The 14,727-nt window shown below is 60.7% G+C and carries 14 protein-coding genes and 1 pseudogene; 5 read left to right on the forward strand and 10 right to left on the reverse strand.

The window, feature by feature from the left end; translation table 11 throughout:
* The first annotated feature begins 102 nt into the window (after positions 1–102).
* Positions 103–762 carry a cation diffusion facilitator family transporter gene (locus ROH8110_RS12360; protein WP_175543425.1) on the forward strand — a complete coding sequence of 220 codons (660 nt, stop codon included), beginning with the start codon at positions 103–105 and terminating at the stop codon, positions 760–762.
* Here the strand turns inward: ROH8110_RS12360 and ROH8110_RS12365 are convergent.
* The 5 genes from ROH8110_RS12365 to ROH8110_RS12385 form a co-directional block, all read right to left on the reverse strand.
* Positions 746–1,993, reverse strand: a complete 1,248-nt coding sequence (locus ROH8110_RS12365) for a cytochrome P450 (RefSeq protein ID WP_085818087.1) — start codon at positions 1,991–1,993, stop codon at positions 746–748. The genes ROH8110_RS12360 and ROH8110_RS12365 overlap by 17 nt on opposite strands.
* Before the next feature lie 128 nt (positions 1,994–2,121).
* Entirely contained in the window at positions 2,122–3,468 is a 1,347-nt protein-coding gene (locus ROH8110_RS12370) for a TRAP transporter large permease (protein WP_254903794.1), read from the reverse strand.
* A gap of 16 nt (positions 3,469–3,484) precedes the next feature.
* The gene (locus tag ROH8110_RS12375; protein ID WP_232279250.1) at positions 3,485–4,006 is read right to left on the reverse strand and encodes a TRAP transporter small permease subunit; all 522 of its coding nucleotides are present in this window, start codon (positions 4,004–4,006) and stop codon (positions 3,485–3,487) included.
* A gap of 37 nt (positions 4,007–4,043) precedes the next feature.
* Entirely contained in the window at positions 4,044–4,553 is a 510-nt protein-coding gene (gene lspA, locus ROH8110_RS12380; protein WP_036050142.1) for a signal peptidase II, read from the reverse strand.
* Positions 4,550–5,404 carry a cation efflux transmembrane domain-containing protein gene (locus ROH8110_RS12385; protein ID WP_085818089.1) on the reverse strand — a complete coding sequence of 285 codons (855 nt, stop codon included), beginning with the start codon at positions 5,402–5,404 and terminating at the stop codon, positions 4,550–4,552. Before ROH8110_RS12385 ends, lspA begins: the two co-directional genes overlap by 4 nt.
* A gap of 59 nt (positions 5,405–5,463) precedes the next feature.
* Here ROH8110_RS12385 and ROH8110_RS12390 point away from each other — a divergent pair, with 59 nt between their 5' ends.
* Positions 5,464–5,811, forward strand: a complete 348-nt coding sequence (locus ROH8110_RS12390; RefSeq protein WP_425442834.1) for an ArsR/SmtB family transcription factor — start codon at positions 5,464–5,466, stop codon at positions 5,809–5,811.
* A 435-nt stretch (positions 5,812–6,246) separates the two neighbouring features.
* The gene (locus tag ROH8110_RS12395) at positions 6,247–6,912 is read left to right on the forward strand and encodes a L,D-transpeptidase (RefSeq protein ID WP_005613343.1); all 666 of its coding nucleotides are present in this window, start codon (positions 6,247–6,249) and stop codon (positions 6,910–6,912) included.
* A gap of 39 nt (positions 6,913–6,951) precedes the next feature.
* Here ROH8110_RS12395 and ROH8110_RS12400 read toward each other — a convergent pair whose 3' ends face one another.
* Positions 6,952–7,221 carry a hypothetical protein gene (locus ROH8110_RS12400; RefSeq protein ID WP_005613342.1) on the reverse strand — a complete coding sequence of 90 codons (270 nt, stop codon included), beginning with the start codon at positions 7,219–7,221 and terminating at the stop codon, positions 6,952–6,954.
* A 169-nt stretch (positions 7,222–7,390) separates the two neighbouring features.
* Between ROH8110_RS12400 and ROH8110_RS12410 the strand changes: the two genes are divergently transcribed.
* Positions 7,391–9,787, forward strand: coding sequence for a heavy metal translocating P-type ATPase (locus tag ROH8110_RS12410; protein WP_245962847.1), 2,397 nt, complete (start codon positions 7,391–7,393; stop codon positions 9,785–9,787).
* A gap of 66 nt (positions 9,788–9,853) precedes the next feature.
* A complete protein-coding gene (locus tag ROH8110_RS12415) occupies positions 9,854–10,363 on the forward strand; it encodes a L,D-transpeptidase family protein (RefSeq protein WP_085818091.1) in 510 nt (169 codons plus the stop codon).
* Positions 10,364–10,366: 3 nt separating this feature from the next.
* Here the strand turns inward: ROH8110_RS12415 and phnE are convergent, their stop codons facing one another.
* The 4 genes and pseudogenes from phnE to ROH8110_RS12435 form a co-directional block, all read right to left on the reverse strand.
* Entirely contained in the window at positions 10,367–11,125 is a 759-nt protein-coding gene (gene phnE / locus ROH8110_RS12420; RefSeq protein ID WP_085818092.1) for a phosphonate ABC transporter, permease protein PhnE, read from the reverse strand.
* Entirely contained in the window at positions 11,125–11,907 is a 783-nt protein-coding gene (locus ROH8110_RS12425; protein ID WP_085818093.1) for a phosphonate ABC transporter ATP-binding protein, read from the reverse strand. Before ROH8110_RS12425 ends, phnE begins: the two co-directional genes overlap by 1 nt.
* Positions 11,904–12,779: pseudogene (locus tag ROH8110_RS12430) on the reverse strand (phosphate/phosphite/phosphonate ABC transporter substrate-binding protein). Before ROH8110_RS12430 ends, ROH8110_RS12425 begins: the two are co-directional and overlap by 4 nt.
* Positions 12,779–14,659: a cytochrome c peroxidase gene (locus ROH8110_RS12435; RefSeq protein WP_085818094.1), complete on the reverse strand. Its 1,881-nt coding sequence runs from the start codon at positions 14,657–14,659 to the stop codon at positions 12,779–12,781. The pseudogene ROH8110_RS12430 and the gene ROH8110_RS12435 overlap by 1 nt, the downstream one beginning before the upstream one ends.
* Between the last annotated feature and the right edge of the window lie 68 nt (positions 14,660–14,727).

A 14,727-nucleotide genomic window follows, 5' to 3' on the forward strand; every position in this document is an offset into this window, starting at 1 on the left:
CTTAGAAGGAGAACAATGTCGGCTTCCAAATGGCGAGATACTGATGACAAGGTAACCAACTCTCGGCGGGAACTTATAGAATATATCAGGGGTTACCGCATCATGAGCAAGCAGAAAAATGATAGACAAACCAATCTGACACGCGGCATCCGCGTCGAGATCGCCAGCCTTGTCTACAATCTGATCGAGGTCGTCGTATCCGTCACCGTTGGACTTCTGACCGGCAGCGCCGCACTAGTGAGTTGGGGTTTCGACAGCACGGTCGAAGCCACCTCAGCCGGGACGCTGATCTGGCGCTTGAAGGCCGAGAAGGACGGTGGCGACAAGCGCACGGTCCTGCATCGCAAGAAGGTCGCGCTCTATGTGGTCGCCTGTGCTTTCTGGATCGTCGTCGCCGCGATCCTCTACGAGGCGGTGTCCGCCTTCATCTCGCAGGAGGCACCGGGCTTCAATTGGTGGGGGATCGCGATCCTGTTTGTCTCTTTAGTGGTCAATCCGCTATTGGCCTGGGGCAAGTATCGCTACGGCAAGCGGCTCGATTCACCCGCCCTGAAATACGATGCCAAGGATACCATGATCTGCGAATACCAGACCATTGTGGTGTTGGCCGGAATCGGTCTGACGCAATGGATGGGCTGGTGGTGGGCCGATCCGGTCGCGGCGCTTCTGATCGTGCCCTACGTTGCGTGGGAGGCGTTCGAGGCCACGAAGGATGCGCGGTCGGTCGGGCCGGGTGAGGCCGAAGCTACTGCCGACGCCTGACGTTGCGCATGATGAACCGGTTCTGGGGCAGTGATGGCAGCTCTCCTGGGTCAAGCTCCAAATCCTGATCCGGCACATCGTAGTCGATGTCGTTCACAAGATACCTGCAAAACGCCTTCATCTGACTGATCGCGATCCATTCACCCGGGCAGCGGTGGTTCGTGTAGTGGTTGCCGCCGCCCTGTGGAATGAAGTCGTAGGGGTTTTCGGCGCGGCCCCGAAACCGTTCGGGCCGAAACTCAAGTGGCGCATCCCATGAACGCCGATCGGTGTTCGTACCATAGAGGTCCAGCAGAACCCGGTGTCCTTTGGGAAAGCGATACCCTTGCCACTCGAAAGTACTTTTGACTCGTGCCGCGACCGCAGGAAAGAATGGATAGAGGCGGCGGACCTCCTGAACGAAGGGTTCGAGCAGTCCTTCGTCGTTCCGCAGTTTCTCCTGCCATTCTGGGTACCTGTACAGGGCGTGCGCCGTCTGCACGATGAATACAGACACCGCCACGGTCGGACGCAAGACGTTCAACAACTCCACGGCGGCGACTTTCGGGGGCAGTATCGCGCCGTCAAGATCACGCCACGTCGCGATGACATGAAGGGCGCTTTCCTGCGTCGGCTGAAGCTCGCCATCGCGGACCTGTTGAATCATCCCCGCTGCCCATTTTTCCAGGCGGTGGCGCGCCAGACGTGCAGCCCAATGTTTCGGGCCGATGGCCCCGGCGTCCTCAAAAAGCGCTGTAAGTTGCGCCGTTCGGGTCGCCACCTCCGCCTCGGGAAGCGGAACCCCACACCAGGCGCAAACGGCTCTCGTGAGCATTTCGCGCACTTTGTCGTAGAAAACGACTTCGTTCCTCGCCTCCCAATCCGGTGCATAATTGTCTAGCATGTGAAGCGACATTCCCTGAAGCGCGGCTATATGCTCGGTCCCCATCAGCGACATGAACATCTTCTTGCGGTGCTGGTGGGCAGCGCCGTCCAATCCCTGAATGCCGCCTTCACCCAACAGGGTCTTCTGTATGCGGCCTGGCATCGAGCCCGCGCGGATCAGCTTATCGTCGGAATAGAATACTTCCGCAGCCGCCGACCCGGTCATGCAGATCGTCTTTTGAAGGAGGATGCGGGTTTCAAACAGATCTGTGTCGAGCGCGCGGCAGGTCTGAGAGATGAATCCATACGGATTTCGCAGCAGGGTGAGTGTGCTGTCAAAGCCCTCTGCGGATGGTATGCTGGACATTCGTTATCCTCCTGTTTGCTTTCCCGTGCTCAGGCCCCGTTCAGCCTTTCTGTTCGCGGTGCGGAAGTGGCCCCGAAAGAGCAGTGCCGCTTCGAAGGAAATCACTGCATCCGCGCTCAAAACATCTTTCACCGCTGGATTAGCTGCGGCGCATCCACATCCCCAAGGGACATTTCAGGCAACCAAGTGATAAGCTGAGGGAACGAGATCAGGGCTGCGATCAATACGATCTCGATGGCGACAAGCGGTACCGCGCCGCGATAGATATCGGAAAGGTTGATACCCTTCGGTGCCGCCATCTTGGCAAAGAATAGGGCATAGCCGAAGGGAGGCGTCAGAAAAGACGTCTGCAAGGCCAGTGCTATCAGGCCAGCGATCCAGATTTGCGCAAAGTAGGCAGAGCCGACGTGATCTGCGAAGTCGAGTTCCGAAAAGATCGGCATCAACACTGGTACAAAGACCAGCAGCACCTCGATCCAGTCAAAAACAAACCCAAGTATGATGATCACGCCAAGGAGGATCGCCAACAGTTCCCACCGGGTGAGATCGAATGCGGATATCCACTCGAAGATGACGTCCGGTCCACCGACCAGGTGGAAACTCAGCGAGAATACCGATGCGCCCAATACGATGAAGTAGACCATCGACGTCATCGTGCTTGTCTGCACCGTGACAGAGTTCAACGATGAGAAAGACAAGCGCTTTCGCGCCAGCGCGACCAATAGCGCGCCAAAAACCCCTACTCCAGCCGCCTCTGTTAGTGTCGCAAAGCCCAGAATGATGCTGAGCGGAATGGATGCGATGACCGCGACAGACGCGAGTACAAACAAGAGGTCTGACACAAGATTGGTCTTGGGTGTGTCCAGCGGGATTTCGACCGTTTTTCTCAAGGTGACCGCAAAGTAGACCGCGAAGGCCATGACCATCAGAAGCACAGGTACGATGAGGGCCACATACATCAATCCGATGCGCAGATAGAACACGTTCGAGATGAAGAACAGCATCACGGCTGGCGGGAACACGACACCCAATGCTCCAGAAGCTGCGACAGCGCCTCCTGCGGTTCGCGGTGCGTAGCCCGACGCCATCATCGGGGCATAGGCCACCAACGCCACAGTTATGACGGAAGCACCGATCACCCCGGCGGCGGGCGCAAGAACGAGGCCGATCAGCAAAGTCGCAATGGCGTAGCGACCGGGAACGCCTGTCAGAAGACGCCCCAGCAAGCGAAACATGGTTTCGGCAATCCCGCTGGCATTCAGGATCAGGCCAAGAAAAATCAACATTGGAACGCTGGTGAATTGGACTGATTCATTGGTCAGTACACCACGGGCCCTCAGGTAGATCAGCCCCAGATGCTGAAAATCAGTGATCCCCACCCAAACCGCAGCGACAAACCCCAAGAAGCCTGTCCCCGCGAGCACCAGCGCCACCGGAAAGCCACTGAAAACCCCAATCGCCATCACGACAAGCATGGCAACCGTGAGGACCTCATTCACCATTGTGCAGGCCGCTTGCTTGTTCCGGTGCACCTTGCGCACGTCTCCCTGTCAGAAAGGCGATGTTGCGAAGGGCTACGATCATCCCGGCAAGAGCCAGCAGGATGGGGCCGATGACCCCGGCAATGCGTTGTGCCCACAACTGGGTTTCCGCGTATTTCGTGGTGCGCATCAAACCGTCCCATCCGTAGTAGGTCAGGATGGCGGCGAGCGGCAGAAGGACAAAAAGGCCGCCAATCAGTTCGATCCAAGCAATGCGGCGGGCGGACCAATGTCTGCGAAGAACATCAACGCGCACGTGACCGTCGCGCAGATAGGTATACCCAAAGGTCAAGAAAATTAGGATGAACAGCAGTGACGTGGACAGGTCCGGCAAATAGCTCGACACGCCAAGTTGTAGCTTGCGATCCAGCATCTGAAGCGCGCCATAAGCAGCAATCGAAACAACTGTCAGCCACGCAGTCACGACGCCGATGCCGCGAATGCCACGGTCAATCCAATCCAAAAATCTCAAGCCGAATTCCCTCCCAAAGTTCTTTGCCTGTTAGCTGTTATCCCCCCGTGACATCTCCCTTGCGATTGTCTTGTTCCCGATTTTCCGGCCTGACTTTCGAGGTGCGAAAGCTGTCCCAGAACAGCAATGCTGCCCCACAAAAGATCGCCACGTCAGCCAAGTTGAAGGACGGCCAGTGGTATGACCCGTAATGGAAGTCGAGAAAGTCAGGGACGGCCTGATAGCGCAGACGATCAAGGATATTGCCAAGCGCGCCTCCGATGATCAGACCGAGCGCCGCACCTGTCAGCCTGTCCGGAGCCTTCCACAGCCAGATCAGCAGCCATGCCACGACCACGGCAGCAAGTGCGACCAGACCCCACCAGGGTACGACCCCGCCGAGCATACCGAAGCTGACCCCATCGTTCAAAACCCGCACGAGATTGAGAAAGGGCAGAACCTCGACCCCATGTTCAAGCGCCGGGGTGTTCAGGGCAAGCGCCTTGGTGCCCTGATCGAAACCGAAAGCTGCAATCGCACAGAGCCCACCCAGAACGCGGTTGTTCATGCCGCCGCCTTCAGATCGGACCGCGCGTCGCGGATGATCGACCAGGAAGAATGCAGGAATAACCCGGCGATGCCGAAGGCGACAATGAGGTCGGGCCAAGCGCTGCCCAGCCAAACCACCAGACCGGCCGCGACAACGACTGCCGCATTGCCAATGGCGTCGTTGCGCGAGAACAGCCAGACGGCACGCATGTTCGCGTCCCCCTTCCGGTAATGCAGCAACGGCAGCACGGAGATGATATTGATCACAAGAGCAATCAGGCCCAGAAGCCCCATCAGCGTGGCGTCTGGGGTTGTCGGCTCGAATGCCCGCATGATGGTTGTCCCAAAGACGCCAAGACCGAGCAGGGCAAGGAAGATGCCTTGGATCAGGGCCGACCGCGCCCGCCAGAGAAGACTCCAACCGATGGCCAGCAGGCCGAGGAAGGTGATCGCGCCATCGCCGATGAAATCCAGCGCGTCGGCCTTCACCGCCTGTGACCCGGCAATAAACCCACCAATCATTTCCAGAACGCCGTAACCGACATTTAGAATCACGACGATCCAGAGCGCGCGGCGGTAGCCCGGGTCCTGATGGGCCGCACTTTGCTGAAGGTCCTCGTCGCTCTCGATGCGGTCGAACCCATATCCCGTTGTCTCAACGGCTTTTTCAATCTCCGGCAGGCTTGCTTCAGGGACTTTCAGAGTCATGATATGGGTCGCCGCTGATACTTTCACTGCGTCGGGCGCGACACCCGCAGACTGCGCCGCCCGCTCGATCTGGGCGGCATCCTTGGCGCAATCCATTCCGGAAACCCGGTAACGGAGGGGCGGCGTATCTGCTGTCGATCCGGTGCTTTCGGTGTTGGCCATCGGTGCAATACTCCTGCTAAAGTGGATCAAGTTCAAACATATCAGCAAGGAGTGATATGATGCAAGTCTTCGCCGACCGCAATGCTGCGGCCGCTGGCATCGAGCGTAGGGCAAAGCTCTTTCGCGGTCTTGCCGACCCGAGCCGACTGGCGATACTGGGCGTGCTGTGTGAAGGACCGTTGGTTGTTCACGAGATCGTCAAACGCACAGGGCTATCGCAGCCCAACGTGTCAAATCATTTGCGATGCCTTCTGGATTGCGGACTTGTCGCCAGCGACCGCGATGGGCGCTTCATTCGCTACCGGATCAGCAGTCCGCGCATAGCAGCTCTTTTAAATGATGTAGACGCCCTGCTTGATGTGGTCGCAGAAGGTGTTGGGGCTTGTGACAATTATCGCGAAGCGTGAACGATAATATCCCAATGCACGTCATCACGACCACTTCCGCGTGAGGCAAAATTTTATATGGGGCTTGCTGCCAAACGTGTTGAAAAGACCCATTATTGAAAGCGCTCAATTTAACTGCTCGGCATAGCGAGTTAAGGATCACAATTGAAGCGAAGATCAAGACGAGGCCCGGCATCGTGGCAGTAGCCTGGTTTCACCCCACAGATCGTGACAGCGCTTAGACTGATAAAGAAACGAACGGGCCCGAAGTATTACCGAGATCGTCTGGCATCAAAATTTCTCTTGAACCTCTAGTAGCTTTAGGAGTTAAGCCACCGACATAGAACGGCACCATGGAGCAAGTTGCCAATAACGCCTCACTCTTTCCCGGGCGAACAACACTGCGTTCGGGGTAAGGTTCGGTTTGCCGTCCAATGCGTGAACGGAGCAATCTATATGCTGACAAGACGACACTTCATCCAGACGACTGCCGCATTGTTCTCGGCGTCTATCTCGAGTCCGCTCCTCGCTGACACCTGGCCCACTGAAGCGGAAAAGGCGGCTTGGGATGCACAGATTACACCGCCGGGCTATAACCCAGCCACATCAAACCCGTGGGGCCTGCACCCGCGCTTTCTGCCGCAGCGGGTTATAACTAAAGATGGTCTTGTGGCCGGTGACATCCATGTCGATGCTGTCGCGCGCTATCTTTACCATATCGAGGAAGGCGGCACGGCGATGCGCTATGGCGTAGCGATTGCTCGTGGCAAACTTTATGAGCCAGGCGTCTACACGATCAAGCGCAAGGTCAGGTGGCCGCATTGGCAGCCAACACAGAACATGATTGACCGCGACCCGGAGCTCTACGCCGACATCGCTGACGGTATGGAACCCGGACCTGAGAACGCGCTCGGGTCACGGGCGCTTTATCTCTATGTCGGGGACCGAGACACCTATCTGCGCATCCACGGTACACCACAGCCGCGAAGCATCGGCGGCCGAGCCAGTTCCGGTTGCGTCCGGATGGTCATGGCGCACATAAACGATCTGTATCCGAATGTGGAGATTGGCTCGACGGCGTTCCTATATTCGGCCGAGGACAGCGTGACTCCGCAGAGTTGACCCAAGCCGCGCCGTCAATCCGACGCTTGGACGCGTCAATCAGGATTGGCGCGCGACGCAGATGGGATTGCCGCCTGCCGATCGCAACGGGACCAAGGTCGTTTCCACCGGCCCACTATGGGCATACCAATAGCAATTATCTTCGGGACGTAGCCGTGCCGTGATGAGATCCTGGTCGGGTGCAGCGAGGGCTGCGACAGATTCTGGAACATTGCCGATCCTGAATGGATCGTTGTCTTCCTTAGAAGGCACCGCGCAGCCAGCCAGGGCCAATGTTGCAACCATGATCACCGCATATTTTTGAAGCATATCTATCTCACTCTTTGGCAGGTCAGCCGCGTCTTCAGACTTAGCGGCGCGTTTCAAGGTTCCGCAGGTCTGTGTCCTTACTTGACCAAATTTTTGTTTTAGCTCTTGAAGCTCTAGTTACTGTAGGGGTTATTTCAATGTGGAATGAACGAATCCCGAGGTCAATCCCATGTCTTCCAATGGCCACCGCCACGACCACAAGCACAGCTCTGACTGCAGTCACGATCATGGTGATGATCACAAACATGCGAGCGGAGTTTCCCACTCTCATGGAGAAGGTGCTGCGTGCTGCGGTGCTGGAGCCAACACGGAATTGGCACAAGCCATCCCCTCGAATGGACGAAATTTTCAAGTCTCCGGTCTGGATTGTGCCGAAGAGGTGGCAATCCTGAATAGGGTGGTCGGTCCAAAAGTCGGCGGGACTGAGCATCTGGCGTTCGATGTCATCAATGGTCGGATGACGATTCTGGATACCGCAGACAGGATTTCGGACAACGAGGTTTCGCAACTGGTCGCGAGTACCGGCATGAGCGCAAAACCGTGGGACGCCGACAATGCAGCAGAGGATCAGGCCGCGCATCTGGCACGTCAGAAGCGCTTTACCTCGTTGAGCGGCGGCTTCTGGGCGGCGGGATTCCTTTTTCACATTGTCGAGACCGGCATGGGCGGCGCGCTCGGGCTCTTTGCGGGGCATGGCGAGGTGCCTATGCCTATGGCGGAAGCAGGGATCTTCGCCGTCGCGATCCTCTTTGGGGTCTGGCTGGTTGCGCCCAAGGCATGGTCTTCGGCGCGGCGACTTTCACCAGACATGAACCTACTGATGGTGGTGGCCGTTGCAGGAGCCATCGGGCTCGGCGAATTCTTCGAGGCCGCGACGGTCGCGTTTTTCTTCTCTTTGTCGCTCTATCTTGAGAGCTGGAGTGTCGGTCGCGCACGCAACGCGGTTTCATCTCTCCTCGATCTGGCGCCGCCAACGGCGCGGGTTCTTTACGACGACGGATCTGAATCCGACGTTCCGGCCGCGGCCGTGGCAGTCAATGCAAGGTTTATCGTGCGCGGCGGCGACCGGATCCCCCTCGACGGTGAGGTCGTGGACGGGGCAGGGGCCGTCGATCAGGCCCCAATTACTGGGGAAAGCGCGCTAGTGCCCAAGGAACCCGGCGACGAGGTCTATGCCGGCACGATCAACGGGGAGGGCACACTGACGGTGCGGGCGACGAAGGCCGCCTCGGACACGGTGCTCGCGAAAATCATTCGCATGGTGGGCGATGCCCATGCCCGCCGCGCGCCGGTCGAACAGTGGGTGGCCAAGTTCGCGCGCATCTACACACCCATCGTGATGGCTTTGGCGATCGCCATCGCGCTGGTGCCGCCACTGCTGCTCGGCGGCGCCTGGGACTACTGGTTCTACAATGCTCTGGTCCTTCTGGTCATCGCATGTCCTTGCGCGCTGGTCATTTCTACGCCGGTCTCCATCGTGGCGGCGCTGACCGCGTCGGCACGGGCGGGGGTGCTCATCAAGGGCGGCGCCTATGTCGAGGCGCCGGGGCGGACCACGGCACTGGCGATGGACAAGACCGGGACGATCACCATGGGCGAGCCTGAGGTGGCGGCGGTTCACCCACTGGTCGGCGTTTCCGCACGCGATCTCATGGCGCTGGCAGCAAGCCTGGAGGCGCGGTCTTCACACCCGCTGGCACGCGCCATCCTCTCGCGCGCCGAAGCCGATGGTGTTTCCGTGTCTGCCGCAGAGGACACCCGCACCGTGCCCGGGCGCGGTCTGGAAGGACGCGCCGACGGGCGCGTTATCTGGCTCGGCTCGGATCGCTTCGCCGAAGAGAAGGGGTTCGGCAATGCCATTCCGGCGGATCTGCGGGATCGGATCGAAGGGGCAGGGAGCACCCTCGTTGCCGTGGGTGACGAGACCGGCGTGACCGGCGTACTGGAGCTTCGCGACCGCATCCGCCCAGATGCAAAGGGGATCGTTGCCCGCCTGCATGCGCAGGGTGTGAAGACCATCGTGATGTTGACGGGCGACAACGAACGCACCGCGCGCGCGGTGGCAGCCGAAGTCGGCATCGACGAGGTGCGCGCCGAACTTTTGCCAGAAGACAAGGTGACGGCCATTGAGGAACTCGTCGAAAGCCACGACATGGTGGCGATGATCGGCGACGGTGTGAATGACGCACCGGCCATGGCGCGGGCGCATTATGCCATCGCCATGGGCGCTGTCGGATCGGATGCCGCGATCGAGACGGCCGACATCGCGCTGATGACCGACGACATCGGCAAGGTACCCTGGCTTATCGGCCATTCGCGCCGTGCCATGACGATCATCCACCAGAATATCGGCATATCGCTGGCGACCAAGGCGCTGTTCGTCGGGCTGACCGCGTTCGGCATGGCCTCAATGTGGGGCGCCATTGCTGCGGATGTAGGCGTGTCTCTGCTGGTGGTCGCCAACGCACTTCGGCTCCTGAACGGCCATCAGGTTGAGGCCGGGCCTTCAGGCGGAGAACCGGTGGGCGAGCAGATGGCGAAGGGAGCACTGGCGCACGGTCATTGATCCGGCGGTTTCGGTAGAGTAACGTCTGACATCAACCAGACCTCGCAAAAGGGGCGTCGAGCGGTGATGAATACCAGAATTCCACGGCGGGTCTTGCTGTTGGGCGGATTGGGCGTCTTCCTGTCAGGCTGTGCCGGCAAGTTCCGGTCCTACAACGGTCCCGAAGTGACCCGGCTGCGTATGTACAAGGCGCAGCGGCTGCTGGTTCTGGACGGGGCGGATGATGTCTTGCGGACCTATCCCATCGGATTGGGCTTCGCGCCCGAAGGCCACAAGCAGTTCGAAGGAGACGGCCGCACGCCGGAGGGCTCCTACGCGATTGACCGGCGCAACCCGGACAGCCTCTTCCACCTCTCCATCGGCATCTCATATCCCAATGAGGCCGACATCGCGTTCGCGGAGGCGCAAGGAAAATCGCCGGGTGGCGACATTTTCATCCACGGGGGGCCCCGCAAGGGGATCGACCCGATGAACAAACGCGACTGGACCGCGGGCTGCATCTCCGTCACCGACCGGCAGATCGAGGATATCTACGCCATGGTGCGGGACGGGACACCGATCGACATCTATACCTGATGGTCAGGCAAAACGACGGCGCAGCGCAACGTTGATAGCTTCGATGGCGATGACCATGACGACGACGGCAATCGTGACGCTGGCCGCCTTGTCATACTGGAAAGAGCGCACGTAGGTCTGGATGTAAAAACCGATCCCGCCCGCGCCGACAATGCCGAGGATCAGCGACTCGCGCAGGTTCAACTCGAACCGGAAAATCGTGTCGCGGGCGACGACCGGCGCCATCTGCGGCCAGATCGCGTATCTGAGCCGCACGAGCGGCCCGGCGCCCGCGCTTTCCAGTGCGGCGATCGGCGCGCGGGACACGCCGTCGATCGCCTCGGCATAGAACTTGGCGAGCATCCCGGTGGCATGAAAGGCGACCGCGATGATGCCGGGCAACGGCCCGAGCCCGACAGCGCCCACCATGAGCATGGCCACGAGGATCAGCGGAATCGCCCGGATGAAAGCAAGCAGCGTTCGGATCGGCCGGAACACCGCAGGCGATACCATCGTCTCAGACGCGAGAATGCCGAGGGGAACGGACAGGATCACAGCACCGAGGGTGCCGAGGATCGCGATCCGCAGCGTTTCCGCGCTGCCCTTCTTGATCTCGGCCATCACCGTCGGGTCAGGCGGAAACATCCGACCGAGGAAATCGGCAATGCGCGGGCCGGCCGACATGAGACGCGACAACTCGACATCGGTCGTGGCGAAGGACCACAGGATCGCGGCGGCGATCAGACCACTCGTCGTAAAGCCGCCAAACCCGCGGAACGCCATCAGGACACCGCCCTGAGGCCGATACCGGGGATTGGCTCAACCGCCCGATAGAGCTCCGCTGTCGCATCCTCGTTCAACTCGGAGGCCGGCACATCGAAGGCAATCCGCCCGCCACGAATGCCGATGATGCGCTGCGCGAAACGCCGCGCCAGGTCGGGCTGGTGCGAGGAAAACAGCGCCGTTGCGCCGCGCGCTTGCGCCGCCCCGGTCAGCAGCGCCAAGACCTCCCCAGCGCGGGTGGGGTCGAGGTTGCTCACCGGCTCGTCGGCGAGGATCAGCCGTGGCTCCTGCGCGAGACACCGCGCAATGGCCACGCGCTGCCGCTGGCCGCCGCTGAGACTGTCGACCCGGCGTTCGGCGAGATCGGCAATGCCGCAATCGGTGAGGGCTGTGCGCGCAATGTCGAGATCATGTGGCGTTGGCGACCCCAGCAGGGCGCGCAGGGGCGCCATCCGGCCTAGGCGGCCGTTCAGCACGTTGCGCAGAACCGTGGAGCGTTCGACCAAGGCGAATTCCTGAAACACGAAACCGGTATCAGGTCGGCTTGCGCGCGGCGGCGGTTGGTCGGGATCGAGCGGCGCACCCAAGACTGAAACGCGCCCGCGCCAGCCCTGAAGCCTGCCGTCGAGCAATGCCAGCAGCGTTGTTTTTCCTGCCCCGGACGGGCCGAGCAAAGCGACGCTTTCGCCGGTCGAAATTGTAAGCGAGACCCGCTCCAGCGCCGGAACACTCCCGCCCGGATGGGCAAAGTTCAGGTCGTCGATCCGGATCGCAATGTTCATTCCAGGAGCCCATATCGCCGTGCCATGTCGCGCACGCCGCCATAGGCGGCGGAGTCGGCCCTGACATAGCCGTCCGGCCCGTAGAGATAGCGCAGCTTGTCGCGGTTCTCAGGTTCGTTGAGCTGCAGCATCGCGTTGGTGAAGCGGTCTTGCACCTCGGCATCCAACCCGGGTCGCGCGATCACGACATGGCTCGGGATTGGCGGGCTTTCCGCGATCCATGTCACCTGTGCCTGCTGCTGCGGCGTCAGGAGCAGGTCCGCATACTGGCTGGCACCCGCGGCATCGACCAGACCTTCGGCCATCGCCTGCATGGCCTGCTGATAGCCGCCTGCGAAGAAGACGCGGCCGAAGAATGCCTCCGCCGCGCCCGGACCGTCGATCAGCCCAGCCTCGACGAATTCGGCGAGCGGATAGAGATAGCCAGATTCCGAGATCGGATCGGCAAAGGCGATGTCGCGCCCGCGCAGGTCGGCAAGCCCTGCGATGCCACTATCGCGCCGGACGAAGATGCGACCCGTTTAGCTCGGCGCGTCGCGGTAGACCTCGGACAGGAGTGGCACGGCACCGATCTCGGCCTCGGCCAGGACGAAAGGCAGGGCGCCCATGAAGGAGATATCCGCGTCGCCATTGCGCAGCGCCTCGACCGCTGCCGCATGGTCGATGGTAACAAACCCTTCGACGGGGACGTCGATCTCACTAGCCAGCCAGCCGGTGATGGCTTCAATGTCGCCCAGAAGCTTCTCGGGGTTCTCCTGCGGGATGAAAGCCAGCCGCAACGCAGTGTCCTGCGCGGCCAACGGGGTTGCGAGCGATACTGCGCCCGCACCGGCCAGTGCCAACATCGTTCTGCGATTCAGATGGATTGCCATCAGAATGCCCTCTCTTCGATTGCGTCGGCTTCGGACTTGAACGCGGTCCAACTGGCTTCGGCGGCCACCCAGTCTTCACCGCGCACGGCGGCACCGACCTCGGCCAGCCGCTCGGCCAACGCGTAGACCTCGGGCCGCGCAGCCAAGTTCGACATTGTGCTGGCGTCCGCCGAAAGGTCCGCGGCGACGGTGTCGGTCAGCAGCAGAATGTGCTCCGCATCCCTCTGTGGCAGCAACGTATTGAGCGTCGAGGCGAATGTCGTCAGTTCGGAGAATGCCAGCCGGAAGGCGGTGTTCTCGGCGTCGAATGCCTCATAGGGCTCATCCGCTGCGCCCACGGTCTCCAGATAGGCCGTCAGGTCAGCCCTCTCCGCCGCGGTCAGCCCGAGCGCTTTCGATTCGTCGAACCAGTCCACGACAGCGGCCAGCGTCGGCAGAGATCCGTCATGGAAATAGGGTGCGGTGTAGGCCGTGCCGAGCAGCGTGGGTGTATCCATCGCACCGGTGCGGGCGCCATCGTAGGCCGACGCAACCGAGCCGATATCATGGGCCTGCCGGTCCAGGAAGTTCGTGTCCGGGACGTGGCAGCTGGCGCAGGAACGGTCGCCGAGCGCCGCGAAGGGCGTATTGAAGATCGCTTCGCCGCGCTGCGCGGCCTCGGGAGCGGCTTCGGTCAGCTGACCATCCGGTGTCAGCATGGAGTTGGGCAGGAAGTCGAATTCGAGCATGTAGGCGAGCAGAGCATCCAGCATGAAGGGCGTCGGTTCATCGCCGCCGAACTCGTTGACGATGACGTTGCGGGTGAAATCACGCAAGGAGGCGAAGCGGCCATCGCGGCCGTAGGGCCCGGTGAAACGCAGGCCACGGAGGCTGGGGATGTCAATCGGATCATCGCGCCGGTCATTGAAGATCGGATTGAAGAAGGCGCCATCGACATCGATCGCGCCTGGCTGATGGCTCGCACCCGGAATGAAAAGCCGCTGGTTGACGTCCGAGCGGTTGTGACAGGTCGAACAAGCGACCCCGAGGTCCTGCGCCGGATTGCCAAAGATTTGCGCGCTGTCGAACAACATGTCGCCATATGCCACCAAAGGCAGGTCGGTCTCGTCGATGCCCTGCTCCTCGAAATTGAGGACGAGGCGCGGCAGCGGATCCTGATCGAACATGTCAGACCCCGGCGGCAGGCTTGGCGGCACCTCGATGGTGCGGCCACTTAGGACAACAGTTTCCGGCAGCGCGCTCAGCGTCCGGCGGGGCGCGAAATCGTCAACGAGGTAATTCTCGGCGAGATAGCCGGAGATGACTTCGCGCGCGGCTTCCATGGTTTTGCGACTCGCGGGTGTGGCACCAGCACCAAGAACACCGGCGGAGCCTGTGCTGCTGTTGAGTTCCAGCCAGGCGAGGCCGATGCGTCTCGAAGCGTCGGGATCAGCAGCCGCGATACCGTCCGCGAATGCGCGATAGAGTTCTCGAGCTGTCCGCACGGCCTGCTGTGCACGTGCAGGGTCGTCGGCCATGACTGCCCGGTCCAGTTCCTCGTCGATCCTGCGCGCTATCAGCCGCGTCGCCTCGGCGAAGACCGCCTGGCGGTCCTTGCGAGTTATGGCGTTCAGAAGGGGCGCGGGTCCAATGTCGCTGCTGCCGTTCAGCCAAGCCAATGCACCGACAGCGAATTCCGAACCCCGGTAGGATTCGGCCCAGGCGGTCCCGACGTCATCCCAGGGCAGCGGTTCGAGATTCGCGAGGAAGAGAGTCAACCGGTAGGCCGCCGCCTCTGGAAGCCATGGGGCCTCCTTGGCGGGCGTCGCAGCGACAGGTCCGGACAGGACGAGCGCACTTGCGAGTGCGGCAATGAACGCTCCAAGGAATTTCTGAATCACCGTGGTCTCCCAACTTCAAAGTTAGCCACGGCTAATTTATCTACCCTATGCAAACAAGTTGTCAATCC

The sequence above is a fragment of the Roseovarius halotolerans genome, assembly GCF_900172255.1.
GTDB classification, from domain to species: Bacteria; Pseudomonadota; Alphaproteobacteria; order Rhodobacterales; family Rhodobacteraceae; genus Roseovarius; species Roseovarius halotolerans.

Bases quoted from the DNA above. Each gene is read 5' to 3' on its own strand.
- ROH8110_RS12410 (WP_245962847.1), top strand. From the start codon at position 7,391: ATGTCTTCCAATGGCCACCGCCACGACCACAAGCACAGCTCTGACTGC.
- lspA (WP_036050142.1), bottom strand. From the start codon at position 4,553: ATGAACAACCGCGTTCTGGGTGGGCTCTGTGCGATTGCAGCTTTCGGT.
- ROH8110_RS12395 (WP_005613343.1), top strand. From the start codon at position 6,247: ATGCTGACAAGACGACACTTCATCCAGACGACTGCCGCATTGTTCTCG.
- phnE (WP_085818092.1), bottom strand. From the start codon at position 11,125: ATGGCGTTCCGCGGGTTTGGCGGCTTTACGACGAGTGGTCTGATCGCC.
- ROH8110_RS12400 (WP_005613342.1), bottom strand. From the start codon at position 7,221: ATGCTTCAAAAATATGCGGTGATCATGGTTGCAACATTGGCCCTGGCT.
- ROH8110_RS12425 (WP_085818093.1), bottom strand. From the start codon at position 11,907: ATGAACATTGCGATCCGGATCGACGACCTGAACTTTGCCCATCCGGGC.
- ROH8110_RS12360 (WP_175543425.1), top strand. From the start codon at position 103: ATGAGCAAGCAGAAAAATGATAGACAAACCAATCTGACACGCGGCATC.
- ROH8110_RS12390 (WP_425442834.1), top strand. From the start codon at position 5,464: ATGCAAGTCTTCGCCGACCGCAATGCTGCGGCCGCTGGCATCGAGCGT.
- ROH8110_RS12365 (WP_085818087.1), bottom strand. From the start codon at position 1,993: ATGTCCAGCATACCATCCGCAGAGGGCTTTGACAGCACACTCACCCTG.
- ROH8110_RS12415 (WP_085818091.1), top strand. From the start codon at position 9,854: ATGAATACCAGAATTCCACGGCGGGTCTTGCTGTTGGGCGGATTGGGC.
- ROH8110_RS12385 (WP_085818089.1), bottom strand. From the start codon at position 5,404: ATGGCCAACACCGAAAGCACCGGATCGACAGCAGATACGCCGCCCCTC.
- ROH8110_RS12370 (WP_254903794.1), bottom strand. From the start codon at position 3,468: ATGCTTGTCGTGATGGCGATTGGGGTTTTCAGTGGCTTTCCGGTGGCG.